General features: G+C 74.4%; 27 protein-coding genes and 1 riboswitch. Of the genes, 8 read left to right on the top strand and 19 right to left on the bottom strand.

All coding sequences use genetic code 11. The features are described from left to right. The first annotated feature begins 97 nt into the window (after positions 1-97). Positions 98-2317, top strand: coding sequence for an AAA family ATPase (locus ACU436_RS32005; RefSeq protein ID WP_459030756.1), 2220 nt, complete (start codon positions 98-100; stop codon positions 2315-2317). Positions 2318-2344: 27 nt separating this feature from the next. On the opposite strand, the gene ACU436_RS32000 is transcribed toward ACU436_RS32005, so the two are convergent. Together ACU436_RS32000 and ACU436_RS31995 are read right to left on the bottom strand one after the other, a co-directional pair. Continuing rightward, positions 2345-3325 carry a LytR C-terminal domain-containing protein gene (locus ACU436_RS32000; RefSeq protein WP_459030755.1) on the bottom strand — a complete coding sequence of 327 codons (981 nt, stop codon included), beginning with the start codon at positions 3323-3325 and terminating at the stop codon, positions 2345-2347. A 109-nt stretch (positions 3326-3434) separates the two neighbouring features. Further along, the gene (locus tag ACU436_RS31995; RefSeq protein WP_459030754.1) at positions 3435-3740 is read right to left on the bottom strand and encodes a DUF3263 domain-containing protein; all 306 of its coding nucleotides are present in this window, start codon (positions 3738-3740) and stop codon (positions 3435-3437) included. A gap of 138 nt (positions 3741-3878) precedes the next feature. Here ACU436_RS31995 and ACU436_RS31990 point away from each other — a divergent pair, with 138 nt between their 5' ends. Next, complete coding sequence (locus ACU436_RS31990) at positions 3879-4451, top strand: peptide deformylase (RefSeq protein WP_459030753.1); 573 nt, start codon at positions 3879-3881, stop codon at positions 4449-4451. 602 nt (positions 4452-5053) lie between these two features. Continuing rightward, a complete protein-coding gene (locus tag ACU436_RS31985) occupies positions 5054-5665 on the top strand; it encodes a hypothetical protein (protein ID WP_459030752.1) in 612 nt (203 codons plus the stop codon). 73 nt (positions 5666-5738) lie between these two features. On the opposite strand, the gene ACU436_RS31980 is transcribed toward ACU436_RS31985, so the two are convergent. From ACU436_RS31980 to thiO, 4 genes are all read right to left on the bottom strand, one after another. Then, positions 5739-6662: a Gmad2 immunoglobulin-like domain-containing protein gene (locus ACU436_RS31980; protein WP_459030751.1), complete on the bottom strand. Its 924-nt coding sequence runs from the start codon at positions 6660-6662 to the stop codon at positions 5739-5741. A gap of 151 nt (positions 6663-6813) precedes the next feature. After that, positions 6814-7581, bottom strand: coding sequence for a thiazole synthase (thiG, locus tag ACU436_RS31975; protein WP_459030750.1), 768 nt, complete (start codon positions 7579-7581; stop codon positions 6814-6816). Further along, positions 7578-7778, bottom strand: a complete 201-nt coding sequence (gene thiS, locus ACU436_RS31970; protein WP_459030749.1) for a sulfur carrier protein ThiS — start codon at positions 7776-7778, stop codon at positions 7578-7580. The genes thiG and thiS overlap by 4 nt, the downstream gene beginning before the upstream one ends. A 3-nt stretch (positions 7779-7781) precedes the next feature. Then, a complete protein-coding gene (thiO, locus tag ACU436_RS31965; RefSeq protein WP_459030748.1) occupies positions 7782-8912 on the bottom strand; it encodes a glycine oxidase ThiO in 1131 nt (376 codons plus the stop codon). Beyond that, positions 8902-9010, bottom strand: a riboswitch (TPP riboswitch). Its footprint overlaps the gene before it by 11 nt. 81 nt (positions 9011-9091) lie before the next feature. Here thiO and thiE point away from each other — a divergent pair. Next, positions 9092-9793, top strand: coding sequence for a thiamine phosphate synthase (gene thiE / locus ACU436_RS31960; RefSeq protein ID WP_459030747.1), 702 nt, complete (start codon positions 9092-9094; stop codon positions 9791-9793). 54 nt (positions 9794-9847) lie between these two features. Here the strand turns inward: thiE and ACU436_RS31955 are convergent, their stop codons facing one another. After that, positions 9848-10135, bottom strand: a complete 288-nt coding sequence (locus ACU436_RS31955; protein WP_459030746.1) for a hypothetical protein — start codon at positions 10133-10135, stop codon at positions 9848-9850. Positions 10136-10291: 156 nt separating this feature from the next. Here ACU436_RS31955 and ACU436_RS31950 point away from each other — a divergent pair, with 156 nt between their 5' ends. Beyond that, positions 10292-11608 (top strand): hypothetical protein, encoded by a 1317-nt coding sequence (locus ACU436_RS31950; protein WP_459030744.1) that lies wholly within the window; start codon positions 10292-10294, stop codon positions 11606-11608. 34 nt (positions 11609-11642) lie between these two features. Here the strand turns inward: ACU436_RS31950 and ACU436_RS31945 are convergent, their stop codons facing one another. Together ACU436_RS31945 and ACU436_RS31940 are read right to left on the bottom strand one after the other, a co-directional pair. After that, a complete protein-coding gene (locus ACU436_RS31945; protein WP_459030743.1) occupies positions 11643-12116 on the bottom strand; it encodes a hypothetical protein in 474 nt (157 codons plus the stop codon). Next, entirely contained in the window at positions 12116-13339 is a 1224-nt protein-coding gene (locus ACU436_RS31940) for a molybdopterin-dependent oxidoreductase (RefSeq protein ID WP_459030742.1), read from the bottom strand. The genes ACU436_RS31945 and ACU436_RS31940 overlap by 1 nt, the downstream gene beginning before the upstream one ends. A gap of 102 nt (positions 13340-13441) precedes the next feature. Between ACU436_RS31940 and ACU436_RS31935 the strand changes: the two genes are divergently transcribed. Continuing rightward, complete coding sequence (locus tag ACU436_RS31935; RefSeq protein ID WP_459030741.1) at positions 13442-14134, top strand: response regulator transcription factor; 693 nt, start codon at positions 13442-13444, stop codon at positions 14132-14134. After that, entirely contained in the window at positions 14131-15183 is a 1053-nt protein-coding gene (locus ACU436_RS31930; RefSeq protein ID WP_459030740.1) for a sensor histidine kinase, read from the top strand. The genes ACU436_RS31935 and ACU436_RS31930 overlap by 4 nt, the downstream gene beginning before the upstream one ends. Here ACU436_RS31930 and ACU436_RS31925 read toward each other — a convergent pair. The 5 genes from ACU436_RS31925 to ACU436_RS31905 are packed head-to-tail and all read right to left on the bottom strand — an operon-like array spanning position 15158 to position 18972. Then, entirely contained in the window at positions 15158-15799 is a 642-nt protein-coding gene (locus ACU436_RS31925; RefSeq protein ID WP_459030739.1) for a methyltransferase domain-containing protein, read from the bottom strand. The genes ACU436_RS31930 and ACU436_RS31925 overlap by 26 nt on opposite strands. Further along, positions 15796-16482 (bottom strand): TIGR04282 family arsenosugar biosynthesis glycosyltransferase, encoded by a 687-nt coding sequence (locus ACU436_RS31920; RefSeq protein ID WP_459030738.1) that lies wholly within the window; start codon positions 16480-16482, stop codon positions 15796-15798. Before ACU436_RS31920 ends, ACU436_RS31925 begins: the two co-directional genes overlap by 4 nt. After that, on the bottom strand, positions 16479-17132 hold the full coding sequence (locus ACU436_RS31915; protein ID WP_459030737.1) for a glycosyltransferase family 2 protein: 654 nt from the start codon (positions 17130-17132) through the stop codon (positions 16479-16481). The genes ACU436_RS31920 and ACU436_RS31915 overlap by 4 nt, the downstream gene beginning before the upstream one ends. A gap of 48 nt (positions 17133-17180) precedes the next feature. Then, positions 17181-18233 (bottom strand): NAD-dependent epimerase/dehydratase family protein, encoded by a 1053-nt coding sequence (locus tag ACU436_RS31910; RefSeq protein WP_459030736.1) that lies wholly within the window; start codon positions 18231-18233, stop codon positions 17181-17183. 28 nt (positions 18234-18261) lie between these two features. Then, positions 18262-18972, bottom strand: a complete 711-nt coding sequence (locus ACU436_RS31905; RefSeq protein WP_459030735.1) for a DUF3159 domain-containing protein — start codon at positions 18970-18972, stop codon at positions 18262-18264. A 132-nt stretch (positions 18973-19104) separates the two neighbouring features. Between ACU436_RS31905 and ACU436_RS31900 the strand changes: the two genes are divergently transcribed. Continuing rightward, complete coding sequence (locus ACU436_RS31900; RefSeq protein ID WP_459030734.1) at positions 19105-19884, top strand: SGNH/GDSL hydrolase family protein; 780 nt, start codon at positions 19105-19107, stop codon at positions 19882-19884. 401 nt (positions 19885-20285) lie between these two features. Here ACU436_RS31900 and ACU436_RS31895 read toward each other — a convergent pair whose 3' ends face one another. From ACU436_RS31895 to ACU436_RS31875, 5 genes are all read right to left on the bottom strand, one after another. Further along, positions 20286-21374: an acyl-CoA dehydrogenase family protein gene (locus tag ACU436_RS31895; RefSeq protein WP_459030733.1), complete on the bottom strand. Its 1089-nt coding sequence runs from the start codon at positions 21372-21374 to the stop codon at positions 20286-20288. Positions 21375-21387: 13 nt separating this feature from the next. Beyond that, positions 21388-22326, bottom strand: a complete 939-nt coding sequence (locus ACU436_RS31890; RefSeq protein WP_459030732.1) for a VOC family protein — start codon at positions 22324-22326, stop codon at positions 21388-21390. Positions 22327-22534: 208 nt separating this feature from the next. Next, positions 22535-23281 carry an enoyl-CoA hydratase/isomerase family protein gene (locus ACU436_RS31885; protein ID WP_459030731.1) on the bottom strand — a complete coding sequence of 249 codons (747 nt, stop codon included), beginning with the start codon at positions 23279-23281 and terminating at the stop codon, positions 22535-22537. A gap of 9 nt (positions 23282-23290) precedes the next feature. Then, positions 23291-24517 carry an acyl-CoA dehydrogenase family protein gene (locus ACU436_RS31880; RefSeq protein ID WP_459030730.1) on the bottom strand — a complete coding sequence of 409 codons (1227 nt, stop codon included), beginning with the start codon at positions 24515-24517 and terminating at the stop codon, positions 23291-23293. Beyond that, positions 24514-26154: an AMP-binding protein gene (locus ACU436_RS31875; protein WP_459030729.1), complete on the bottom strand. Its 1641-nt coding sequence runs from the start codon at positions 26152-26154 to the stop codon at positions 24514-24516. Before ACU436_RS31875 ends, ACU436_RS31880 begins: the two co-directional genes overlap by 4 nt. Positions 26155-26218 lie beyond the last annotated feature (64 nt).

The following is a 26218-nucleotide window of genomic DNA, read 5'->3' as shown; positions in this document are numbered from 1 at the left end:
GAACTGCAGTTGGTGTGCGAGCGCCGAGGTTGGTGTGTGAGCGAGGGTGGTGGCCGGGTGCGGGACCGTGCTCCCCTTCCCCTATAGCGTCTTCGGCGTGGCTCCCTCCATCACCCTGGTCGCCCGGCTCGCCGCCTCGGCGGCGGACGCGCGGCGCGGCGTCGTCCGGCTGCACCCCGAGGTCATCGACGCGCTCGGCCTGCGCTCCTGGAGCGCGGTGACGCTGACGGGGGCGCGGGTGACCACCGCCCTCGTCGCACCCGCGGACGGGCCGGCGGGCCAGGCCACCCTCGACGACGTGACGCTCTCCAACGCCGGGCTCTCCGACGGCGCCGCCGTCGTCGTGGCGCCGGCCAACGTGGAGCCCGCACGGCGGGTCCTGCTCACCGGGTCGCGGCTGGCCCGGGCCGCACTCACCCCGGAGACGATCCGGCTGGCACTGGTGGGCAAGGTCGTGGCGGGCGGCGACGCGGTGTCCCTGCTGCCCCAGGACATCGAACCGGCCCCGGGGCTGGACGCACCCGCCGCCCGGCAGCGGGTCGCCGGAGCGCTGGGGAGCGCGTGGACGACGGAGCTGCTCACCGTCGCGTCCGTCGAGCCGGCAGGCGCCGTCGCGGTGCGGCCGAGCACCGTGGTGGGCTGGGAGGGCGGCGCAGCCACCGGCGCGGCCCTCACCCAGGCACCCCGGCCCACCGCGAGCGCCGCCGCACCCGCGAGCGCCGCCTCGACGAGCCCGCCGGCGGAGCCGGCCGTGCCCGTCGAGGAGCTCGTCGGCCACACCGATGCCGCGCGGAAGCTGGTGGAATGGCTCGAGCTCACCCTCGACCGCCCCGAACTGCTCACCCGCCTCGGCGGCGCCGCGCGCCTCGGGGTGCTGCTCGTCGGGCCGGAGGGCGTCGGGAAGCTGACGCTCGCACGCAGCACGGCCGCCGCCGTCGCGGCCACCACGGTCGAGCTCTCCGCACCGGGCGTGGCCGCGCTCGAAGCAGCCACGGCGTCCCAGCGGGTGCACGAGACCATCGGCAAGGCCCGTGCCGGCAACCGCACGGTCCTCGTCCTCACCGACGTCGAGGCGCTGCTGCCGGCGACGTCCCCGCCGCCGCTCGCCACGGTCGTGCTGGACGCGCTCCGTGCCGCGCTGGCCACGCCGGGGCTCGCGCTCGTCGCGACCACATCGGCGCCGGAGTCGGTCGATCCGCGGCTGCGGGCGCCCGACCTCGTCGACCGCGAGCTCGGGCTCGCCCTTCCCGACCTGCGCACCCGCGCCGAGCTGCTGCGCCGCCTGCTGGCCGCCGTCCCGCTCGCCGACGACGCGGATCTCAAGGCGGTGGCCGAGCGGGCCCCCGGGTTCGTGGCCGCCGACCTCGTCGCGGTGCGGCGGGAAGCGGCCGTGCAGGCCGCATTGCGGCACGCGGGAGACGGCGAACCGCGGATCACGCAGGAGGACCTGCTCGACGCCGTCGGCTCGGTCCGCCCGATCTCGATGTCCTCGTCGGACACGCTGCAGACCGGGGGCATCACGCTCGACCAGGTCGGCGACATGGCCGAGGTCAAGCAGGCGCTCACCGAGTCGGTGCTGTGGCCGCTGCAGTACCCCGACTCGTTCGCCCGGCTCGGCGTCGCCGCCCCGCGCGGCGTGCTCGTCTACGGCCCGCCCGGGTGCGGCAAGACGTTCCTGCTGCGCGCGCTCGCCGGCACCGGGCAGCTCAACGTCTTCGCCGTGAAGGGGGCCGAGCTCCTCGACAAGTACGTCGGCGAGTCCGAGCGCGCGGTCCGGGAGCTCTTCCGCAAGGCCGCCGACGCCGCACCGGCGCTCGTCTTCCTCGACGAGGTGGACGCGCTGGCGCCGCGCCGCGGGCAGTCGTCCGACTCGGGGGTGGCCGACCGCGTGGTCGCCGCGCTGCTCACCGAGCTCGACGGCGCCGAGCCCCGGCGCGACGTCATCGTGGTCGGCGCCACCAACCGGCCCGAGCTGATCGACCCCGCGCTGCTGCGCCCGGGCCGGCTGGAGCGGCTCGTGTACGTGCCGCCGCCGGACGGCGCGGCCCGCACCGAGATCCTGCGGGCGGCGGGCCGGCACACACCGCTGGCTCCCGACGTCGACCTCGGGGCGCTCGGCGCCGAGCTGGACGGCTACTCCGCCGCCGACTGCGCCGCCGTGCTGCGCGAGGCCGCGCTCACGGCGATGCGGGAGTCCCTGGAAGCGACCGAGGTGACGGCCGCCCACATCGCGGCGGCCCGGGCCGCGGTGCCGCCGTCGCTCGACCCGCTGCAGCTCGCCGAGCTGCAGGCCTACGCGGACCGCCGCCGGTCGTAGTCCTGCCGCACCGCCGGGACGACGGCGTCAGCGCTGCCCGTAGTCGTTCGTGACGATCACGATGATGCCCGGCGAGGCGTGCTGGATCCCCTCGAAGCGGGGGTTGGCCCGCATCCCGAACCGCTCGGCCAGCGCCTTCGCGGCCGCCTCCTCCTCGGTGCCCGGCCGGTAGTAGACCGTGGTGGTCGGGATGACGCCCTGCGGGTAGTTGCCGATCTCGTCGATCGGCCAGCCCGCGCTGCGGAAGTCCTCCGCGGCGCGCGTGGCCAGACCGCTGATCGTGCTGTTGTTGTAGACGCGCAGGGGGATGTGCGCGACGGTCGAGCCTCCGCCTCCGCCTCCGCCGCCGCTCCGCCCGGCCCGCGTGTCGCCGGTGTCACCGGTGCGGGCGCCACTGCCGCCGCCGCTCGGCGCGGGCGCCGCGGCCCTGGGCTCGTTGCCCCCGGCCGATGGGGCCCGAGGCGGGGCCGCTGCCTGCGGTTCCGGAGCCGGGCCGGGGGCCGGGGCGGGCTCCTGCGCAGGCCCACCCGGCGCGGATGCATCGGGTGCCGGAGCGCCCGGTGCCGGTGCGGCCTGCGGGGCCGGGGCTCCGGGCTCCGGTGCGGCCTGCGGGGCCGGTGCCCCGGGCTCCGGTGCGGCCTGCGGAGCCGGGGCCGGCGCCCCGGGCGGTGCCTCGGCTCCGGGTGCCCCCGGCGCGGGCGCCGCCTCACCGGGCGGAACCGCGCCCGGCGCGGGCACCCCGGGCGCCGGCTCGGTGAACGACGGGATCGGCACGCCGGCCGCGTCGGTCGGTACGGGCTCCGCCGGTGGCAGCGCGGGCGGTGGCACCGTGACGGACGGCGTGGTGGCCCTCGACGCGTCGGCCGACGGGGACACCGCCGTGGACGGGCCGCCGTTGGTGGCCATGCTGGCCAGACCGATGATCGCAGCGATCACCGCGACGCCGATCAGCCCGAGTCCACCGAGCCGCAACGGGGAGGGACCGCCACCCCCACCTGGCGTGGTCATGACCGGACCTCGACGACGGTCGCGGGCTCGATCACGCTGGCCTCCGAGTGCGTGGGTGTTCCGTCAGTGACTGGTCGCCGGGGTGAACCGGTGGTCGATCATGCTGCCGTCACCACGGCTCGATTCCCAGGCGGCGCGCCGCACGGGTGCGTTGCCGGCTGGCGCGCAACCGGCGGAGCCGCTTCACGAGCAGTGGGTCGACGGCAATCGCCTCGGGCTTGTCGATGAGGGCGTTGAGCACCTGGTAGTAGCGAGTTGCGGACATGTCGAAGAGCTCACGGACCGCCTGTTCCTTGGCACCCGCGTACTTCCACCACTGGGCCTCGAAGGCGAGCATCTCGCGCTCCCTGCGGTCCAGTGCGCCTGCCGCGCGGCCGGCGGGAGCACGCCCGCTGGGTTCCGTGGCCGACTCCATCACGCTCCTCGATGGCCTCGCTCGCGCGAATGACACGCCTGTCATTCGCGTCGGCCATTGAACCACGGGAACCGGACGGAAACCGGGGAGGCACGCGCTGCCCGATCGGGAGACGCGGCGACCACGTAAGGTCGCATGGTGCCCGTCCGCCCCATCCGCATCATCGGCGATCCCGTCCTGCACCGGCCGACCCGCCCCGTCGACACGTTCGACGACGCACTGAAGACGCTGGTCGAGGACATGTTCGAGACCATGGCCGCCGCCGACGGGGTCGGGCTCGCCGCGAACCAGATCGGGGTCGACCTGCGGCTGTTCGTCTACGACTGCCCGGACGAGGAGACCCGGACACGCGTGCGCGGTGTCGTCGTCAACCCGGTGCTCGAGACGTCCGAGCGGCCCGAATCCATGCCGGACCCCGAGGACGACGACGAGGGCTGCCTCTCGGTGCCCGGCGAGCAGTTCCCCACCGGACGCGCCGACTGGGCGCGCGTCACGGGTGTCGACGCCGACGGCAAGCCGGTGGAGGTGGAGGGCCGGGGGTTCCTCGCCCGCTGCCTCCAACACGAGACCGACCACCTCGACGGCCTGCTGTACGTCGACCGCCTCGTGGGCCGCAACCAGCGGGCCGCGAAGAAGGCGCTCAAGCGCAACGGCTGGGGTGTGCCCGGGCTGTCCTGGGATCCCGCCACGCAGCACGCCGAGGACGCCTAGCTTGATAGGGCCGAAGAGCCCGGCGTGATCGAGTCAAGTTTGGTGCTCGCGGTCCGGATTCCGGGGCGCGTGAGCTGCGGAGATCATTCCGAGAAGCGCACCACCGCCCGCACGAGGACCCTGAGGTGCATCTCGCGCCGATCATGGTGGCCTCGACGCGCTCCCGCTTGTTGACCAAGGGCAGATGGTCGCCCCGAGAGATCAACTAGCGACCATCTGCCCTTGATCAGCGCAAACCCGCCCGGTTTGCACCGAAGCCTCGATCGGGTCGGCGGGACCGCCTTCGGTGGCACCGCGCGCCCGAAGGGCAGGCCCGTGGCCTGCCCGTGTCGTGCTGCCCGAGAGGGGCCGCAGAGGCTCGCGGGTCAAGGGTCGCGCCGCGATCGCGAAGCGACGCCGAAGGCGCCCTTGACGCGTGAGGGGCGGCCCCGCACGATGCGCGGCGCCACCGAAGGCCCCTCGTCAACCGGCGCCAGCCAGCGAAGGCCCTGGTCAACCGGCCCGGCAGCCCCAGCGCCGAAGGCGGCCGCCCTGACCCCCAACCAGCGGCGGGACCCGAAGGAATGTCACGATCTTCGGCCCTAGCCGTACGCTCCGGTCGCATGCGGTTCTACGCCGAGCGGCCGGGCCGGGCCTGCCTCCAACTGCTGGCCGACCTGCTGGCCGTCGGGTGGATCTGGCTCACCGTGTTCGTCGCGCGCATCGTCCACGACTTCGTGCTCGCGCTGCAAGGACCGGCCCGGACGCTGGCCGGAGCGGGCGAGTCCGTCCGCAGCGCGTTCGACAACGCGGCGCGCACCGCCTCGACGGTGCCGTTCGTCGGCGAGGACCTCGCACGGGCGCTGGGCACCGGGACCGGGGCCGGTGACTCGCTGGTCGCCGCGGGACAGGAACAGATCGCGGCGATCGCCCGCGTCGCCTTCGGGACCACCGTCGCCACCGTGCTGCTCGGCGCGATGCCGGTGCTGTTCCTCTGGCTGCCGCTGCGGCTGCGATACGCGCGGCTGGCGCGCTCCGCCGTCACGGCCCGCGCCGTCGACTCCGACCTGCTCGCGCTGCGCGCCATCACCCGCCGGCCGGTGCGCTCGCTGCTGGAGGTCTCGCCGGACCCGGCGGCGGCGTGGCGGCGGGACGAGCGGACCGTGGTGCACGGCCTCGCGGCCCTTGAACTGCGCAGCCTGGGCCTACGGGCGCCGCGGACGCCCCCGGACTGAGGGCGGTAGGGGTTCAGGAAAGCCACATTCCTGAACCTGCAGGACAGGAATGTGGCTTTCCTGAACTTTGGCCTCAGCCCGCCACCGTGATCCGCTTGTCGTCGGACAGGGGCGGGCGACCCTCTCCGTCCGACGGGTCGGTCTCGCGGATGCGCACGGTGTAGTCGCCGGGTTCGAGGGCCACGGTGAAGGCGAACGGCGCGAACCGCTGGCCTTCCGCCGTGCTCGTGAACCCCTTCCGGACGGTCGCACCGTCGCGCAGCACCTCCCAGAGCACGGTGGCCTCGAACACCGCCGCCTCGCCGCGCACCTCGACCTGCCGGCCGACCTGCGTGCCGTCGGCAGGCGAGTCGATCTGCACGAGTGAGCGCAGCGAGTACGGGTCGCCGCGGGGGACGGGGACGGACGTGTTCACGGCGCCCCACAGGTCGGACTCGGTCGCTCCGTCCACGACGACCCGGACCGGGTCCGTCGACCCCATCGCCCCCTGCACCGTGTACACCAGCTGCTGCACGGTCAGCTCGGCGAGCTCCCCGCCCACCTGCGCGGACCCGATCCCGGCGAGGTCGACGACGATGGCCCCGCCGTCGCGGTGGACGGGCTCCCGCAGAGTGGTGCCGCGCGGCCAGTGGCTGCGGTAGTCGGGGTCGGTGCCGGTGGGCGTCGCGAGCATCTCGCGCACGGCGGTGCTCGCCGGGTCGCTCGTGACCACGGAGTGGAACTCCCGCTGCAGCCGCGGGCCCGCCGGGGTGTCCGCGACGTAGTACACGGGCACCGCGACCCGCTCCCCGCGGTCCGGCTCGGCCGAGCGTGCCGGTGCCGGCGTGGGTTGCGGGGTGGGTTGCGGCGTGGGTTGCGGCGCCGGCGTGGCGGCGGTGGGGTCCGCGGCGGTGGCCGGCGTACCGGCCGACGGCACCACGTGCCCGGGTGTCGACCCGCCGCACCCGCTCACGAGCAGCACCAGGAGGACGAGCGCCCACCCCTGTCGCCGAGCCATCCGACCACCCCCTCGGAGCGCAGGTTCCCGCGTCCGGGTCGTGGCATCCGGTCGGCACGCCGAACCCACTCGGGTGCCCTGGGCCGCGACGGACGGCACGTCCGTCGGCACGTACGCGACGAGAGTGCCGTTCGTCGGACGGGGGACGGGCTCAGGTGTCGAGCGCGGGGGACGAGGCCTGCGCCCAGTACCGGCGGGGGATGCGGCCTGCGAGGCGGGCCGCCCGGCCCGCGTCCACCGCGAGGCGCATCGCGTGGGCCATCCGCTCCGGATCGCCCGCGCGCGTGACGGCGGTGGCGAGCAGCACCGCGTCACACCCCAGCTCCATCGCCTGGGCGGCCTCGGACGCCGTACCGATGCCGGCGTCCAGCACCACCGGCACGCCGGCCTGCTCGACGATCATCTCGATGTTGTGCGGGTTGCGGATGCCCAGACCGGTGCCGATCGGCGAGCCGAGCGGCATGACCGCCGCGCACCCGACAGCTTCGAGCTTGCGCGCGAGCACCGGGTCGTCGTTGGTGTAGGGCAGCACGGTGAACCCGTCGTCCACCAGCTGTTCGGCGGCGTCGATCAGCTCGATCGGGTCGGGCAGCAGGGTGCGCTCGTCGGCCACCACCTCGAGCTTGACGAGGTCGGTCTCCAGCGCCTCCCGCGCGAGCCGGGCGGTGAGGACGGCCTCGGCGGCCGTGCGGCAGCCCGCGGTGTTGGGCAGGACCTCGATGCCGAGGCGCCGCAGCAGGTCGATCACGCCGGTGCCGGTGACCGCGTCGATCCGGCGCATCGCGACGGTGGTGAGCGCGGTGCCGGAGGCCACCAGGGCGCGCTCGAGGATCTCCAGGTTCGAGGCCCCGCCCGTCCCCATGATCAGCCGGGACGGGATCTTGCGGTCCCCCACCAGCAGCGACTCGTCCATGGTCATCCTCCCTGCACCGCCGTCAGCACCTCGACGCGCGCCCCGTCGGCGAGCGCGACGGACGGCCAGTCGGCTCGCGGCACGACCTCACCGTCCACCGCGACCGCGATCCCGTTCCCGGGAGCCCCGAGCACGGTGAGCGCGTCGCGGACGGACGCGCCGTCCGCGAGCTCGCGCTCCTCTCCGTTGATCCACACCTGCACGTGCTACCTCCTTGCCACTCGGTGCCGGGCGGGGTCAGCGGCGCGCACCGGGTCGGGGACGGGGTCGCCGCGCAGCAGGGCCAGCACGGCGTCGGCGGTGACGGGCGCGAGCAGCATGCCGTTGCGGTGGTGGCCGGTGGCCACGAGCAGGCCGTCGGGGCCGAGCGCGCCGATCAGCGGCAGGTTGTCCGGGCTGCCGGGCCGCAGCGCCGCGGCGCTCTCCAGCAGCGCGTACTCGGCGATGCCCGGCAGGATCCGCTCGGCGTCGCGCAGCAGGTCGCGCACCCCGCCGACCGTGACCTCGGTGTCGAAGCCCAGCTCCGCCTGGGTGGCCCCGATGACGAGGCCGCCGTCGTCGCGGGGGACGACGTAGACGGGGCGGCCGTCCACGAGCGCGCGCACCGTGCGCCGCGGCGGCGGGAACGCGCCCGCGCGGTGCGCGATCCGCAGGATCTCGCCCTTGACCGGGCGCACCAGCCCGTCGAGCGCCGGGTGCAGGGAAGCCGAGTGCGCGCCGGCGGCCACGAGCACGACGCCGGCATCGACGTCACCGCCGTCCGTGCGCACGCCGGTGACCCGCTCGCCGTCGTCGAGGACGGCCCGGGCGGGGCGTTCCACGACCGTGACGCCGGCCCGCTCGGCGGCGGCGCGCAGGGCGGTGAGCAGCACGCGGTTGTCGACGGCGAGGTCGCCGGGCACGGACAGGCCGCCGCGCACGTCCGGCCCGAGCGCGGGTTCGAGGCGCCGCAGCTCCCGGCCCGAGAGCCGCTCGACGTCGCGGCCGAGGCGACTCAGGAAGTTCGCCAGCGACTCCAGCTCGGCGCGGTCGCCGGAGCCGGTGGCCGCGACGACCGTGCCGTCGCTCCGCAGCCCGGCGGGGCGCCCCGCCACGGCCTCCAGCTCGGCGACGAACGCGGGCCAGCGCCGCACCGCCGCTTCGCCGAGCTCCAGCAACGCCTCCTCGCCCGGCCACGCCTCCGTGACGGGCGCGAGCATGCCGCCCGCCACCCACGACGCCCCGGACGCCGGTGCCGGATCCAGCACCGTGACCGCCACGCCGGCCTCGGCCGCGCGCCAGGCACACGACAGGCCGATCACGCCTGCCCCGATCACCGTGACTGAGTTCGACATCATCTCCGCTCCCTGCGCCGGCATGACCCGGATCAGGTTCGACGGTCGGGATCTGTTGGATCCCCTCTCAGCCCGCAGTACGGGCTCCCGTGCGTCACCTTCGATTCACCCTACGCCGTATCGATTGCCTCCGCTCCGCTGCGGCTCCCCCGACCCGCAGTCGGCGCGTAGCGTCGGCCACCGTGCCTGCCCTCGACGGCGCCACCGTGCGCAAGCGACTGGACGACGCCCGCCTCTACCTCTGCACCGGGGCCCGCCGCCGTACCGGCGATCTCGCGGAGTTCGCCGACGCGGCCCTCGCCGGTGGCGTCGACATCATCCAGCTGCGGGACAAGGGTCCCGACGGGCCGCTGGAGGCCCGCGACGAGCTCGCGGCGCTGGAGGTGCTCGCCGAGGCGTGCGCCCGCCACGGGGCGCTGCTCGCCGTGAACGACCGCGCCGACATCGCCCTCGCCTCCGGCGCCGACGTCCTGCACCTCGGCCAGGACGACCTGCCCGTCCGGTGGGCCCGGGAGGTGGTGGGCGACGAGGTGGTGGTCGGGCGCTCGTCGCACAGCCCGGACGAGACGGCGACCGCGGCCGGCGAAGCGGGCGTGGACTACTTCTGCGTCGGCCCCTGCTGGCCGACCCCCACGAAGCCCGGCCGCCCGGCCCCCGGCCTCGACCTCGTGCGCACGGTGGCCGGCCGGGCGCCGTCCCGGCCCTGGTTCGCGATCGGTGGCATCGACCACGCCCGGCTCGACGAGGTGCTCGCGGCGGGCGCCGAGCGCATCGTGGTCGTGCGCGCGATCACGGAAGCGGAGGACCCGCGCGCCGCGGCGGCGGCGTTCGCGACGAAGCTGCGCGAGCCGGCCGGCGGTACGAGCGGCACCTCCGTCCGATAGAGCAGTACGGAAGTGCCGTTCGTTCGATGGTCAGGTGGGCACGAAGGGGCGCCGTCAGCGCGACCGGAGCGCGCGACGGGCCGCCCACCGCGCCCGGTACCAGCGGATCGTCCAGAGCCAGCTCAGCCGGTCGTACCGCCGACGGCGGCGGCCGGCCACCGGCGACCGCCTCCGCCTGCTGCGGTGGCTCGTCGTCCCGACCACGCGGTCGATGGGCGGGCCGTGCAGGACCGAGTCGTCGGGGAGGTCACCGACGAGCACCCAGGCGGAGCCGACACGGGTGCCCGACCGGTGCCAGACGCGTTGTCCTGGTGCGGGTCCGATCACCGCGGCGGAGTTCACGGTTACCAGGATGACGCGGCGGAGCGCCGAAGTCGTCACGGCTCGCGGCCATCCTCGCTACCGGCTGGCTGCAGTGCGGGGGGCACGCCTGGCAGGGGGTGACTCGTTCGCGAGCCGTAAGGAAAACGCACCGCGTTCCCGGGATAGCGTCCCCCGGTGCCGGCCACCACCTCGAGGACCTCGCGGATCTCCGGGACCGATCTCGCCTGCGTGCTCGCGGCGGCGCTGGTCGTCGTGGCCGCGGCGGTGGTGGGCCGGGTGCTGCTGGCGGCGGGGGTCGACATCTTCCTGCCGTTCCCGCCCCTGCTCGCCGAGTGGCTGCCGCACCTCGGGCCGGGGACGCCGGTGGCCGTGGTCGTCGCGGTGCTGGTCGTGGCCAACGGGCCGGGGCTCGCAGAGCGGCTGGCGTGGCGCCCGCTGCTGGCCGCGGGGTTCGCGGCCGCGTTCGCGTGGACGCTGGCGCTCGCGCTCGTGGACGGGTGGCAGCGCGGGGTCGTCGAGCGGCTGACCAGCAGCCAGGAGTACCTGCACGACGTGCCCCGTGTGAGCGACGTCGGGGCGATGCTGCGCACGTTCGCCGATCACATCCTCACCGACCGGCCCGGCTTCTGGACCACGCACGTGGGCGCGCACCCGCCCGGTTCGCTGTTGACGTTCGTCTGGCTGGACCGGATCGGGCTCGGCGGTGGTGGCCCGGCCGGGCTGTTCGTGATGCTCGTCGGGGCGTCCGCCCCGGTGGCGGTGGCCGTGGCGGTGCGGGCATTCGGCGCCGAGCAGGTGGCGCGCCGCGCACTGCCGTTCGGCGTGCTGTTGCCCGGTGCGGTGTGGGTGGGGGTCTCGGCGGACGGGATGTTCGCGGGCGTGCTCGCGTGGGGCGTCGCCCTGCTGGCGGTCGGCGCGGTGGGGCGCGGAGCGCGGGCCGACCTCGCCGCGCTGGCCGCCGGGCTCCTGCTCGGGTGGTGCCTCTACCTGTCGTACGGCCTGGTGCTCGGCGGGCTGCCCGCCCTCGCGGTGCTCGCGTACACGCGGAACGTCCGGGCCGGGGCGCTCGCCGCGGCCGGGACGCTCGGGGTGGTCGGCGCGTTCACCGCCGCCGGGTTCTGGTGGTTCACCGGGTTCGAACGCGTGCAGGTGATCTACGCGGCCAGCATCGCGGAGACGCGGCCGTACTCCTACTTCGTGTGGGCCAACCTGGCCGCGCTCCTGTTCGCGCTCGGCCCCGCGGTCGTCGCCGCGCTGCACCGCGCCCGGTCCCTCCCGACCGGCGTCGCGCTCCTGGCCGGGGCCTGCCTCTCCGCGATCCTGATCGCGGACGTGTCCGGCATGAGCAAGGGGGAGGTCGAGCGGATCTGGCTGCCGTTCGCCGTGTGGCTCGTGGTCCCGTGTGCGCTCCTCCCACGCTCCCGGTACTGGCTCGTGGCGCAGGCCTGCCTCGCGCTCGCGGTCAACCACCTGCTGCTGACCGTCTGGTAGCAAGTGCCCCGGTAAGGCGGGTTGCCGGCGGCGCTCAAGCCGCTGCGCGAGACCGCGACCGCGGCGTGACCCTGCGGGCCCGGACCAGCCGAACGAGGTAGATCAGCAACGACAGCCCGACCATGGCGGCCACCAGCACCAGCCACCGGCCCAGGTAGGGCTGCTGGTCGAGGCCCGTGGCCGCGAGGTGCGTCACCCCGCCCTGGCGGATGATCCCCGGCAGGAAGACGAGGAACGTCAGCGCGGCGCCCAGCACCGGCACCCGCACGTGGTTGACCACCGGCACCCGGGGGCGGGGCAGCCGGGCGAGCACCCGGTCGGCCGCCGAGTACAGCGGGAACAGCACGAGGTCGTGCACCACGGCGGCGCCGACGAACCACGCGAGCACCCGCAGCAGGGCCGGGTCGCCGAGCAGGAACGACGCGGCGTACGCGGCGATCGCGAAGCACACCAGCAGCACCAGCAGGTGGGTGGGGCGGGCCCCGTAGCGGTCGACGAAACGGCGCATCACGCCTCCCGGAACTCGATGGAGCGCACCCACTTGGTGCAGCGGACACCGGGCATCGCGGGCACGATGATCCGGGCGGGGAAGCCGTGGTCGAGGCTGAGATCGACGCCGTTCACCCGCAGCGCGAGCAGGGCGTCGGGATCGAGCACCTGTCCCGCGGTCAGCGTTCCCTGCGCGAACGGCCCGTTCTCGAGCGACGCGACGAACGCCGACGCGGGCTGCGGCACGCCGGCGAGCCCGGCGAGGTCGCGCAGCCGCACACCGGTCCAGGTCTGCACGGTCGACCACCCCTCGACGCACGCGATCGGCAGCCGGGCGGTGTGCTGGGGCAGCGCCGCGAGATCGGCGCGGGAGAACGTCCGCGGGGTCGCGCCGGCGAGCGCGAGCGTCCAGTCGGCGGCGGGGGTGACGCCTGCGGCCGCCGCGGTGCGGTTGACCGGGAACCCGTTCGGCCCGTCGTCCGTGGTGCGCCCGCGGGGCAGCAGGAACGCGAGTTGCCGCGCCGGACCGTCCAGCACCTGACCGATCGACAGCGCCGCGAGCAGCGCCGATCCGCCACCGACCAGGGCGAGCACACCGCGCCGGCTCAGCGTGGGCGGCGCCGGGTCGGGCGCGACGAGGCCGGCCTCGTCCGGCGGCTCGGGCACCGTGCGGGCGAGCGGGGTGGCGAGTTCCCGGCGCAGCGAGCGGGAGCGCAGGCCGCGCACCATCGCGCCCAGCTTCAGCGACACGTGCGCGACGAACGCCCCGACGAACACCCACGCCCCGAGGTAGTGGCCCGTGTAGAAGCTGAACCCGAAGACGTAGTCGTACTGGATGTTGAGCAGCCCGGTGACGATCTCGAACAGCACGCTTCCCACGAGCAGCAGCAACGACGCGCGCTCCAGCGCCTGCGCGGGTGAACGGACCGGCGGCCAGTCGAAGAGCTTCGGGATCACCGACCAGAGCTTGGCCAGCACGACCGGCACCAGCACGATCCCCAGCCCGACGTGCACGCCCTGCGTCAGCTGGAAGAGCCAGGACGGCCGCGTCGGCCAGTCGAACGGTGGCAGCTGGAGGAGCCCGACGTCGCCGGGCAGGCCCTGGCTCGGTCCGTAGGCGATGCGGTCGAGCAGCCCGGTAACGAGTAGAACCGGCATCCCGACGAGCAGCACGACGGCGAAGACCGAGGTCAGCCATGGTCCGCGCAAGGGGCTGCGGAAACGGGGCGTGGGGGGTGGCACGGTGCGGACGTTAGGCCGGATGCCGCGGCCGGCGGCGTGGATCAGCGGATCGGTGAGCGACTCGTAAGGCTCTGCGGCTCCGGCGATCCCTAGGCTCGGCCCATGACGGCTCGTGTGCTGGTGGTGGACGATGACGCGACGGTCCGCGACGTGGTCGGGCGCTACCTCGACGAGGCCGGTTACCAGGTCGACCTCGCCGCGGACGGCCCCACGGGGCTGCGCGCGGCCCGGGAGCGCTCCCCGGACGCCGTGGTGCTCGACCTGATGTTGCCCGGCATGACCGGGCTGGACGTCTGCCGCGCGCTGCGCGCCGAGGACGATCGCCTCCCGATCGTGATGCTCACGGCGCTGGGCGAGGAGGACGACCGCGTGCTCGGGCTCGAGCTCGGCGCGGACGACTACGTGACCAAGCCGTTCAGCCCGCGCGAGCTCGTGCTGCGCGTCGGGTCGGTGCTGCGGCGCTCCCGCCCGCCGGAGTCGCCGGCCGAGGTCCTGGTGGACGGCGAGCTGCGGGTCGACCCGGCGGCCCGCCGCGCCTGGCTGGGCGAGCGGGAGCTCGCGTTGACCACCCGCGAGTTCGACCTGCTCGCGTACCTGCTCGCCCACCCCGGCCGGGCGTACAACCGGGCGGAGCTCCTGGCCGAGGTGTGGGGCTGGGAGTTCGGCGACCAGTCCACGGTCACGGTGCACGTGCGCCGGCTGCGCGAGAAGATAGAGACCGACCCCACCCGGCCCCGGCGCATCGCCACGATCTGGGGCACCGGGTACCGCTACGACCCCCTGGTCCCAGCATGAACGTCCTCGTCGAGCTCGCCAAGGCCGCCCCGATCGCGCTCTTCTCCGCGCTCCCGGTGGCGCTCGTCGGCGGGCTGGTCGTGCACCGCATGCGGCGCCGGTCGATGACGGCCACGATGACCGCGCTCGTGCTCGTGCCGCTCTTCGCCGCGCTCGTCGGCGTCGTGGCCACCAGCGGCTTCATGTACACGCCGCAGCTGGTGGGCACGGTCGCGGTGGTCGCGGTGGTCGCGGCGGTCACGGTGCCGGCCGGCATGATGCTCGGTCGCAGCGTGGCCCGCGAGACGCTCTGGCAGCGGGAGGCCCGCGAGGCCGAACGGCAGGCCGAGGCCGCGCGGCGCGAGCTCGTGGCGGGCATCGGGCACGACCTGCGTTCACCGCTCGCCGGCATCCGCGGCATGACCGACGCGCTGCTCGACGGCGTGGTGCACCGGCCCGGCGACGTGACCGAGTACCTGCAGCGGATCCGGCGGGAGACGGTGCGGATGGCCGGGATGGTCGAGGACCTGTTCCAGCTGTCGCGGGCCACCTCGGCCGCGCTGCGGCTGCCCGCCGAGCGGCTCGCGCTCGGCGAGATCGCCTCCGACGCGGTGGCCGCCGAGGCGGCGGTGGCATCGGCGGCCGGTGTCGCCGTCACGGCCGCGAACCCCGCCTGCTGGCCGACCGTGCTCGGCAGCGACGCCGACCTCGTGCGCGTGCTGCGCAACCTGCTCTCCAACGCGATCCGGCACACGCCCGTCGGCGAGACGGTGTCGATCTCGGCCGGGACCCGCGGCGCCGAGGCGTGGCTGGCCGTTCAGGACGCCTGCGGCGGCATCCCGGAGGCCGACCTCGACCGCATCTTCGACCCCGGTTACCGGGGCACGGATGCGCGCACCCCGGACGACTCCTCCGGTGCCGGGCTCGGCCTGACCATCGCGAAGGCGCTGGTGGAGGCCCAGCATGGGGGCATCACCGTGCGGAACGAGGCGCCCGGCTGCCGGTTCGAGATCACGCTGCCGACGGCGGACGTGCCCGCCCGGGTCAGCCCGCGAGACGCAGTTCGCTGAAGCAGCGGGGGCCGGCGTGGGAGGCGAGCGCCTCGAGCCCGGCGACGGCCGCCACCTCCCGCAACGCATCCGCCCCCACCACGGCCCACGGCAACGGCCGGCCCGGGCCCTCCGAGGTGTGGACCCGCGCCGTCCCCGCCCAGCAGGCGGCCGGATCCGGGTCGGTCTCGACCAGCACGGTTCCGCCGGGCCGCAGCAGGGCTGCGGCCCGGCGCAGGAGCCGGGCGGGGTCGCCGCCGATGCCGATGTTGCCGTCGGCCAGCAGCACGTGGTCCCACCGGCCGGGAAGTGCGGCGAACAGGTCGCGGCGCAGCACGGCGACGCCACGGGCGCGGCACCGCGCGACCGCGGCCGCGGACACGTCCACCCCGAGCGCCGGGATGCCCCGGCGGGTGAGCGCCACCACCAGCCGCCCCGGGCCGCAGCCCAGGTCGACGACCGGGCCGCGGCAGCGGTCGAGCAGCCAGCCGTCGTCGCCCGCGGCATCGGCGTGCCACCGCCGCACCGCGAGCACGACCTCGGCCCCGTCGCTGCGCACCAGCCGTGCGGGCACGCCGCGCAACGCGGCGTCGAAGGCGGCGTTCGATTGCCTCCGCTCGGCTCTGGCGGTGGTCACCGGGCGAACTCGAACGCGGGGCAGCTCCCGACCGCCGCGGCGAACCGCCCGTCCGGTGCCGCCCCGGCCACGGTGCGGGCGTCGGCGGCGGTGTCGACGTCGGTCAGCTCGGGGAGCAGGCCGACGCGCAGCCCGCCGTCCCGCAGGGCCCGCAGCGTGCGCTCCCCGGTGTCGTCGCGCGAGGTCGGGACGCCGGCGACGAGCCGCGCCGCGCCGGGATCGCGCAGGCCCAAGGCCCACCAGCCGCCGTCGGCGGCGGGGCCGAGCACGCCGTCCGTGCCCGGTGCACGGAGGCGGTCGAGGCACGCCGCGAGCAACTCGGAGCCGGCCTGCGGGGTGTCCATGCCCACCTGCAGCGTCGGGCGCCCGGCGAGGAGCGCGGCGGTGTCGAGGTGGGCCGCGGCGATCCGTGCACCGAGGTCGGTCCCGCGTTGGGACAGGATCCGGCAGCCGCGCAGCGCCGCGGTGAGCTCCGCGCGCCGCGCCGCCCCCGCGAGCCGACCGGTGAGCGCGACGACGGGCTCGGCACCGGGCACGCCGGCGGCCGCGTCGATGGTGTCGAGGAGCGAGGCGGCTGCCAGGTCGGCGGCCTCGGCCGGGGTGGCCGGCGGGCACAGCCGCGTCTTGACCCGGCCCGGCTCCGGCGACTTGGCCAGGACGATCACCGCGGCGGCCGCGATCACGAGAACCTCGGTGCGGCGAGCAGCCGGCCCATGTCGCGGACCGCGCGGGCCGTGCCCCGCACCGACCCGGACACCTTGGAGCGTCCACCGGCCCGCGGCCGGTACGTGACGTCCACCTCGTGCAGCCGCCAGCCGGCGGCACCGGCGCGCAGCAGGAGCTCCAGCGGGTAGCCGAAGGCGCGGTCGGCGACCCCGAGGTCGAGCAGGTCCTGCCTGCGGCCGACCCGGATGGGCGCGATGTCGTGCACCGGCACGCCGCGCGTGCGCAGCAACGCCGCGATGAGCGCGTTCCCCGCCCGGGCGTGCCACGGCCACGCGCCCGGACGGGGCACGCGCCTGCCGACGGCGAGGTCGGCTCCTCCCGCACGCACCGCGTCGGCCATCGGGCCCAGGACCGCCGGATCGAGCGAGCCGTCCCCGTCGAGCACGGCGACCAGTTCCGCCCGCGCCGCGAGCAGCCCGGTGTGGACGGCGGCCCCGTAGCCGCGCCGCGGCTCGACGACGACCCGAGCGCCGTGCGCGGCGGCGACGGCGGCCGTGCCGTCGGTCGACCCGTTGTCGACGACGAGCACCGGCCAGTCCGCCGGCAGCTCGGCCAGCACCGCCGGCAACGCGTCCGCCTCGTCGAGGCAGGGAAGGACGATCTCCACACCCGAGATCATCGGCCGAAAACCGCTCGTGGGACCCCCCATCGCTGCTTACCGAACGGTGACGGCCGGTTCCCGCAACGGGTCGCAGGCGAAGGCGGCGACACCCTCGGCGAACGTCACGGCGGCGCTGAAGCCCAGCCGTTTCCCGGCCCGCGCCGGGTCGGCGACCACGTGCCGCACGTCGCCGGGCCGGGCCCCGCCGACCACGACCGGCGCCGGCCCGCCCATCTGCTCGGCCAGCTCGCGGGCCAGCTCACCCACGGTGTGCGGCTCGCCGGAGCAGACGTTCACCGCCTCGAAGCCGTCCGCGTCGGCGGTCAACGCCAACGCGTTGGCTGCCGCGACGTCCGTGACGTGCACGAAGTCGCGGCGCTGGCGCCCGTCCTCGAGCACCCGCGGTGCGTCGCCCCGCTCCAGCGCCGACCGGAAGATCGACGCGACGCCGGCGTACGGGGTGTCCCGGGGCATCCGCGGGCCGTAGACGTTGTGGTAGCGCAGCGACCAGACCCGGCCCCCGCACTGCCGCGCCCACGCGCTCGCCAGGTGCTCCTGAGCGAGCTTCGTGGCCGCGTACGTGCTGCGCGGGTCCGCCGGTGCGTCCTCGCCGACGAGGCCCGCCGCGAGCTCCCGCCCGCAGCGCGGGCAGCGTGGCTCGAACCGCCCGGCCGCGAGATCCGCTTCCGCCCGTGGCAGCGGCCGGACGACGCCGTGCTCCGCGCAGTCGTAGCGGCCCTCGCCGTAGACGACCATCGACCCGGCCAGCACCAGCCGGCCCACTCCCGCGGCGTGCATCGCGGCGAGCAGCACCGCCGTGCCGAGGTCGTTGTGCGCGGCGTACGCCGGCGCGTCCGACGGGTCCACACCGTGGCCCACCATCGCCGCCTGGTGGCACACCGCGTCCACGCCGGGCAGCAGCCGGGCCAACAGGTCCTCGTCGCGCACGTCACCGACGACGTGCTCGTGCGGGGGCGCCCAGCCGCCCGCTCCGTGCGCCTGCGGCAGCAGCGCGTCGAGCAGCAGCACGTCGTGGCCGTCGGCGGCGAGCCGGTCGGCAACGTGCGATCCGACGAACCCGGCACCTCCGGTGATCAACACTCGCATCGACCGAGGTTAGGGGCGGCGGGTCCGCTCAGCGCTCGCTCGTTCGTGACTCGTCACATCTGCCCGGGGCAGCGTCTTCACCCGGCGAGGCGGGATGGCGTAGGCCGCCGTGCCCGGGCGGTAGCGCCGACCGGAGGACGGGCCACGAGAGCGCGACGCACAGCGCCACGAGCGGCCAGGTGAGCACGGTGCGGGCGATACCGAGCGCGAGCACCGCGTTCGCCGCGTAGAGGGGGAGGAACACCGCGAGCCGCACGAGGTACTGCCCGACCCACACCCAGCTCGCGCGCTGGTAGCCGCGCAGCAGATCGGGGTCGCGCCGCCACCGCGTGCGCTGGCCGAGCGCGGTGCCCACGACGAGCCCCAGGAACGGCCAGCGCACCACGATCGACACGGCCCACGCCAGCGCGCTCGCCGCATTGCTCACGATCTGGACCAGGAAGAAGTCGACGGCACGGCCGGTGTACAGGGCGACCAGCGCCGCCACCGCCACACCGAGCAGGCCGAAGAGCACCGCGCGCGGGCGGCCACCGCGGACGAGTCGGATCACGGCCACCACGGCACCGACGAGCACAGCGGCCCCACCCGCCCAGGCGACCGGGGAGGCCCAGCCCACCGCGTCGGCGACCGTGAACGCCGCGACGAACGCGACCACCGGCACGGTGGCGTCGACGGCGCCGCCGCGCCCGCCGAGGACCTCGGCGAGGCCCGGCTCGGCGGCGTCCTTCCGGCTTCCCATGAGCTAAGGGTGCCCTACGCCCACGAATGGATCACCCCCACTGGCGGGTCTCCCCGGTCCTGGGTGATATTGGAGGATGCTTTGCCCGTCGAGGAGATGGCGGGCTGGTGAATGGAAAGGGGGCGATGGCCGATGCAACCCATCAGCAGCTTCCTCGCACTCGGGGACAGCTTCACCGAGGGCTTGGACGACTGGCGCGCCGACGGTACGCCCCGCGGCTGGGCCGATCGCGTGGCCGAGCAGCTGGCGGCCTCCCGCCCCGGCTTCCGGTACGCCAACCTCGCCGTGCGCGGCAAGCTCCTCGACCAGATCGTCGAGGACCAGCTCCCGGTGGCCGAGCGCCTGCGCCCGGACCTGATCACGTTCTGCGCCGGCGGCAACGACATCATCCGGTTCTCCTGCGACACCGACGACCTCGCCCGCCGCTTCGACGCCGCGCTGGAGCGCGTCACGGCCACCGGGGCGCACGTGCTGGTGTTCACGGGCTTCGACCTGGGTCGGATGCACCCGATCCTGCGCCGCCTGCGAGGGCGGGTGGCCTGCTACAACGAGCTGATGCGCGCGAGCGCCGAGCGGCACGGCAGCACGGTGGTGGACCTCTGGGGCATGGCACCGCTCGCGGATCCCCGCAGCTGGGGCCGCGACCGGCTGCACCTCACCGCCGAGGGCCACGGTCGCGTGGCGCTGCGCGTGCTGGAGACGCTCGGCGAGCCCGTCACCGAAGACTGGCGCACCCCGCTGCCCGAGATGGCCCCGACCTCCTGGCAAGCATGGGTGGGCGAGGACCTGCGCTGGATGCGGGACTTCGTGATGCCCTACGTCCGCAGGCGGCTGCAGGGCCACGCCACGGGCGACGGGTTCACGCCGAAGCGACCCGAACTCCTGCCGCTGCGCACGCTCGAACACCCGTGAGTGGATACGAGCCCCGGGCAAGACCGCGATCGGCGAACGTACTACTGCTTCCAGTAGGTCGGACGCTGCAGTAGGACCCCGTCCGCAGCCACAACGTCTGGTCAAGCCAGTGATAGCGACGGCCATGCTTCTCCCGCAGGCCGTGGTACAGGTTGAAGCCGTCGATGTAAGCCTTGACCCGCTCACCGGTGTCATCCACCAGCCCGTCCCTCCTAGCGGCTACCGGCGGCACCGATGTAGTCTTGTCGTGTACCCCGCTCAGGTGAGCAGCCTGAGCCCGACGGCCCCCTCCATGAGGGGGCCGTTTCTTGTTGTGCCCTGCGTCACCGACCGCCCCGCGGTGGGGTACCCCGCGAGTGACAACGATGTGGTTCGAGCACGGTGCGTGCGCAATGCGATCTCTAGGACCGCGGCAGGCCAATCCCGTCGGCCACCCGGTCGGCGTGGAGGTCGCCGTCGCCGAATGCGAGCGCCGCGCTGGTGGCGTGCTGCAGGTAGTGGTGCAGGTGGTGCTCTGCGGTGAAGCCGATGGCGCCGTGCACCTGGTGCCCGAGCGCGCACACCCGCTGGTAGGCGTCGCTCACCCAGGACTTGGCCACCGATACGGTCAGCGCCACGTCGGCAGCGTCCTGCCCCTGCGCCGCGAGCCGCCAGATCGCCTCGAAGGCGATGAAGCGCGCGGTGAGGACGTCGATCGCCATGTCCGCGCAGTGGTGCTGCACGGCCTGGAAGCTGCCGATCGGCCGGCCGAACTGCTCGCGCTGACCCGCGTACTCCACGGTCATGTCGAGCACGCGCTGCACGCCGCCCACCATCTCGGCGCACGTGGCGGCCGCCCCGAAGGCGGTGGCCGTGGCGGCGACCGCGGCCCCACCGCCGACATCGCCGAGCACCCGGTCGGCCGGCACCGCGACGCCCGCGAACCGGACGTCGTTCTCGGCGTTCGGGCCCATCACGTCCAGCCGCTCGGTGGTGACGCCGGACGCGCCCCGTTCGACGAGGAATGCGGTGGGGCCCGCCACCACCAGCAGGTCGTCGACGGCGTGCGCGAACGGCACGAACCGCGCGGTGCCCTCCAGGACGTACCCGTCGCCGGACGCCGTGGCCGTGACGTTCGCCCCGTCGGCGTAGGCGATGGTGCGGCCCTCGGCGATTCCGCCCAACCAGCGTTCCCGCTGTTCGGTCGAGCCGTGCCGCTCGATGGTCGCGCCACCCAGCACGGTGTGCAGGAACGGGCTCGGCACCTGGGCCGCGCCCATCTCCTCGATCAGCAGGCAGGCTTCGAGGAAGCCCGCACCGACGCCGCCGTACGTCTCCGGGATCGCCAGCCCGGTCCAGCCGAGCTCGACCATCTCCTTCCACAGGTCGGCCGAGAAGCCCGCCGGGTCCCCGGCCACCGCCTCGACGCCGGCCGCGCCCACCCGCCCGGCGAGCACGTCACGGGCGGTGGTGCGGATGAGCTCCTGGTCCTCGGTCAGGGTCAGATCCATGCGGTGGTCCCTGTCAGTTCGCGGGCGGGATCTTGTCGGAGCGCACCCAGACGCCGGGGCGTTCCTCCCAGAAGAGCTGCACGAGCACGCCGCCCGCGTGCTTGGGGTGGATGAACGTGTGCTTCCACGCGGCGCCGTCCTTGACGCCCTCCTCGTCGTCGAACGTCGGGATGTCGTGGACGCCGCAGGCCGCCAGCGCCGCGTCCCAGTCGGCGACCTCGAACGTCACGTGGTGGGCGGCGGCCCCGTTGCGCGCGAGGAACTTGTCGACGAACGAGTCCTCGCCGCGACCGGTGATCACCTCCCAGCAGATGCTGGAGCCGGGGACGTTCAGCACGAGGTCGGCCATGTCGGGGATCTCGTCGTCGGCCGTGCGCCAGACCTCGACGAACCCGGCGAGGTCGGAGTACCACCGCGAGAGCTCGTCGCGGTCGTGGAAGGCCTGGCAGATGTGGTCGATCCCGCGGATGCCGAGGGTGGGCCCGTTCGGGTCGACGGGCTCGACCGCCGTCGCGTCGTCGTCGCCGAGCATGGCGAGGTTGCCGGGGCCGCGCAGCCGCCACAGGACACCGGGACCGTGCTCGGGCGGGGACAGCGACGCCTCCACCCAGCGGCCGGGCACGGAGTCGGTGACCTGGAGCCCGCGCTTGTCGAGCTCGGTGGCCGCGGCGTCGAGGTCCGGCACCTCGGCCCCGACGTGGTGCAACCCCGGGCGGCCGCCCTTCTCGTCGAGCCAGGCCGAGAGCTTGCCGCCCTCGCCGGACGGCGCGAGCACCACCCAGGTCTGGCCCGCGCTGCCGGGCACGGCGAGCCGGGCCCCGCGGACGCCCGCGTCCGGGTTGTCCCACACGTGGGTGCGCTGGAAGCCGAACAGGCCCTCCAGCAGCGCGAGCTGCTTGTCCAGGTCGGGTACGGCGACCGCGACGTGGTCGATCCGGTAGATCTTGAGCATCTCTTGTCTCCTGGCCCTATGGGCGTTTTTCAAGCGGCTGAGCCGCTTGATCGTTGGCCGTCAGCCGGCACCGCCGCGGGTTCTCAGGCGCTTCCTCGCGAGGACAGCGCCGACGTGGTGAAGTGGCATTCATGAGGAGGCGATCCCGGAGCGAGGGAGCGCCTGAGGTTCCGCTACCCGCACCGCTACGCAAGTCTCAAAACCCTCTCTAGCTCGAGTGCGGCTCGATCCAGTCGTACCCGGCGGTGACGAGCTCCTTGACGAGGCGGAGGTTGTAGCGGTTCATCGCCCCGATCCGATCGGCGAGCGCGGCCACCTTCTCATCGAACTCGTCGGCCGGGAACACGTCGTTGACCAGGCCGAGCTGCAGGGCCCGCTGCGCGTCCAGCCGGACCCCGGTGAACAGCATCTCCTTGGCCCGCGCCATGCCGATGCGCGCCGGCAGCCGCTTGAGCCCGCCCCAGCCGGGGGCGCTGCCGCCGACCTCGGGCTGGTCGGGGTCCTCCTTGCCGTCCATGAACTTCGGCTGGTAGGGCGGCCGGGCGGAGAGGGTGATCTCCACCAGTCCCATCTTCGCGTTGTCGGAGCAGACGATGAAGTCCGCGCCCAGCGCCAGCTCGAGCCCGCCGCCGACGGCGTAGCCGTGCACCGCGGCGAACACCGGGATCGAGAGCCGCTCCATCATCGCGAACGTCTTCTCGCCGAGGCGGCCCTGCTCGATCCGGTCGGCCTTCGTGAGCGACTCCGACCAGTCCAGGTCCATCCCGGCGCAGAACCCCTTCTCGCCGGCCCCGCGCAGCACCGCGACGCAGACCTCGGGGTCGTCGTCGATGTCGGTGAACACCTTGCGCAGGCCGTGCATCATCTCGGGGGTCAGCGCGTTGAGCTTCTTCGGCCGGTCGAGCGTGATCCAGCAGACGCGGTCCTTGACGACGACGTCCAGTCCTTCGGTCATGTGATCCTCCTAGGAACGGGGGAGGCCGAGGCCCCGAGTGGCGATGACGTTGCGCTGGATCTCGGACGCGCCGCCGAGGAACGTGGCGGCCACGGAGTCCATGCGCATGTGGGTGAAAGCGGCGCCCAGCGGGGCGTCCCGGCGCTGCCACAGCAGCCCGTTGCGGCCGAACACGTGGGCGCCGGTGCGCGCGAGCCGCTGGTGCAGCTCGGCGCTGAAGAGCTGGTTGACCGACGCCTCGTACCCCGGCACCGGGTTCGTGACGCTGTAGCGGGCGATGTTGTACAGCACCCGCATCTCGACGTAGCGCCGCGCGATCTCCTGGCGGGCGCCGCGCTCCCAGCCCTCCCGCAGGCGCTCCCGCCCCTCCGGTGTGCCGATGTGCTCGACGAGGCGGGCGATGGCCTGCTCGTACTTGATCGTGGCCCCGATCCCGGCCCGCTCGAAGCTGAGCGCGTCCATCGCGACGTACCAGCCCCGGTTCTCCTCGCCCACCCGGTTGGCCACCGGCACGCGGGCGCCGGAGAAGAAGATCTCCGAGAACGGGGCGTCGCCGCGGATGTCGCGGATCGGGCGCACCGTGACGCCCGGCGTGTTCACGTCGACGAGCAGGAACGTGATCCCGCGGTGCTTCGGCGCGGCGTCCGGGTCGGTGCGGACCAGGACGAACAGCCAGTCGGCGTGGTGGCCGAGGGAGGTCCACACCTTCTGCCCGTCGACCACGTAGTGGTCGCCGTCCCGCACGGCCCGCGTCCGCAGCCCGGCCAGGTCGGAGCCGGCCCCCGGTTCGGAGAAGCCCTGCGCCCAGGTGCGCTCCCCGCGGGCGATCGGGGGCAGGTGCTCGGCGCGCTGCTCGTCCGTGCCGTGTGCGAGGAGGGTGGGGCCGAGCAGGAACGCGCCGATGCCGTTCACGGTGGGCACGCGCGCCCGCATCATCTCCTCCTGGAGGATGAACTCCTCCATGGCGGACAGCCCGGCACCGCCGTACTCGACGGGCCAGTGCGGGGTGATCCAGCCGCGTTCCGCGAGCGCCGCGGCCCACTGCCGGGCGCCGTCCCGGCGGGCCGGGTCCGAGCTGCCCCGGTCGACCGGCCAGTTGTAGCCCCAGACGTCCTCCGGTTCGAGGCTCTGCTCGGCGTCCGGGTCCGGCGTGTACGCGGCCGGGAACCCGTCGCGGACGAACGCGCGCACCTCCTCGCGGAACGCCGCCTGCTCAGGAGTGTCCTCCCAGTTCATGCCGTCCTTCCCGGGGTCGCCTCCGCGGCCGCGGACGCCTGGGTGGCCCGCGTGCTCGGCGCCGCGCGCTCGCGATCCCAGGTACCCGGTGTGAGGCCCTGATCACCCATCGCCCGCAGGGTGTGCTTGGCCACCTTGTCGGTGGGGGTGCGGGGCAGCTCGCCGACGAACTCGATGTAGCGCGGCACCATGAACGACGGCAGCTTGGCCGCGCAGTACGCGACGAGCTCCGCCGGGGACAGGTCGGCGCCGGGGGTCCGCACGACCGCCAGCTTGACGTCCTCCTCACCCAGCTCGGACGGCACGCCGAAGGCCGCCGACTCGACGACGTCCGGGTGCAGGTTGACCTCGCACTCGATGTCGAAAGCCGAGATGTTCTCCCCGCGCCTGCGGATGGCGTCGGCGATCCGGTCGAGGAAGTAGAAGTAGCCGTCGTCGTCGCGCCACGCGCGGTCGCCGGTGTGGAACCACATGTTGCGGAACGCCCTCGCGGTGGCCTCGGGCATCCCGTAGTAGCCGGTGGTGATGACGAACGGCTGCTTCGGCCGCACGACGAGCTCGCCCGGGTCGCCTGCGGGGACCTCCCGGTCGTCCTCGTCGACGACGGCCACCTCGAAGCGCTCGGCGTGGGCCTGCCCCATCGAGCCGAGCCGCCACCGCCCGTACGGGCTCCCGGTCGCGATGCCGACCTCGGTGCTGGTGTAGGTCTCGGCCGACCGGACGCCGAAGCGCTCGAGCAAGGGTGCGTCCAGCGCCGACTTGCCCATGTAGAACGTCTCGAGGGGGTGGTCGCGGTCCCGGGGCCCGGGTGGGGCGCTCAGCAGGATCGGGATCATCGCGAACACGCTCATGGTGACCTGCGCGTCGAAGTACCGCACGTCGTCCCAGAACCGCGAGGCGCTGAACCGCTCGACGATGCCGATCGGGCTGCCGGACAGCAGCGCGGAGAACACCCCGTCCCACAGGCCCGCGGCGTGGAACAGCGGCAGCGGGCAGTAGGTCGTCTTGCCGCGGCGATCCAGGAAGTCCAGCGAGTCGTGCGCGCAGGACAGGGCCAGTGCGTGCGGCACCATCGCGCCCTTGGAGCGCCCCGTGGTGCCGGACGTGTACATGATCGCCTGCAGGTCGGAGAAGCGCGCGTCGCCGTGGATCGGGTCGGCGCCGTGCGCGAGCAGCCGCGACATCGGGATCGCGCCGTCGCCGAGCAGGTCGAGCGACGGCTCCGGCCCGCGCACGATGACGCGGATCGGGTCGGGCACCGTCGGCAGCACCGCGGGGAGGCGGTCGACGTACTCGGCGTCGATGAGCAACGTCGAGACGTCGGAGCTGTCCAGCACGTGCCGCAGCAGCTCCCCCCGGTACGCCGTGTTCACCGGCACCGCGACCGCGCCGATGCGCGAGAGCGCGACGATCACCGGCACGAACTCGGGGCAGTTCGGCAGCATCACCGCCACGTGGTCGCCGCGCCGCACGCCCTCGCCGGCGAACCCGTTGGCGTACCTGTCGGCGGCGGTGTCCACCTCTGCGAAGGACAGCTCGCCGTCGCGGAACTTCAGGAACGCCGCGTTCCGGTGGGTCTCGGCGCGAGATCTCATCACGTCACCGAGCACGAGGCCCTCGAGCCAACCCTGGTCCATAACTCCTCCCTCGACCGGCGAACGGCCGCCACGTGGTGCAGTGGCAGCCGTTCGCGACACCTCG

Source organism: Pseudonocardia wallangbongensis (genome assembly GCF_054486945.1).
Note: the sequence above shows the minus strand (reverse complement) of the source record. Positions and strands in the feature narration are given on the sequence as shown.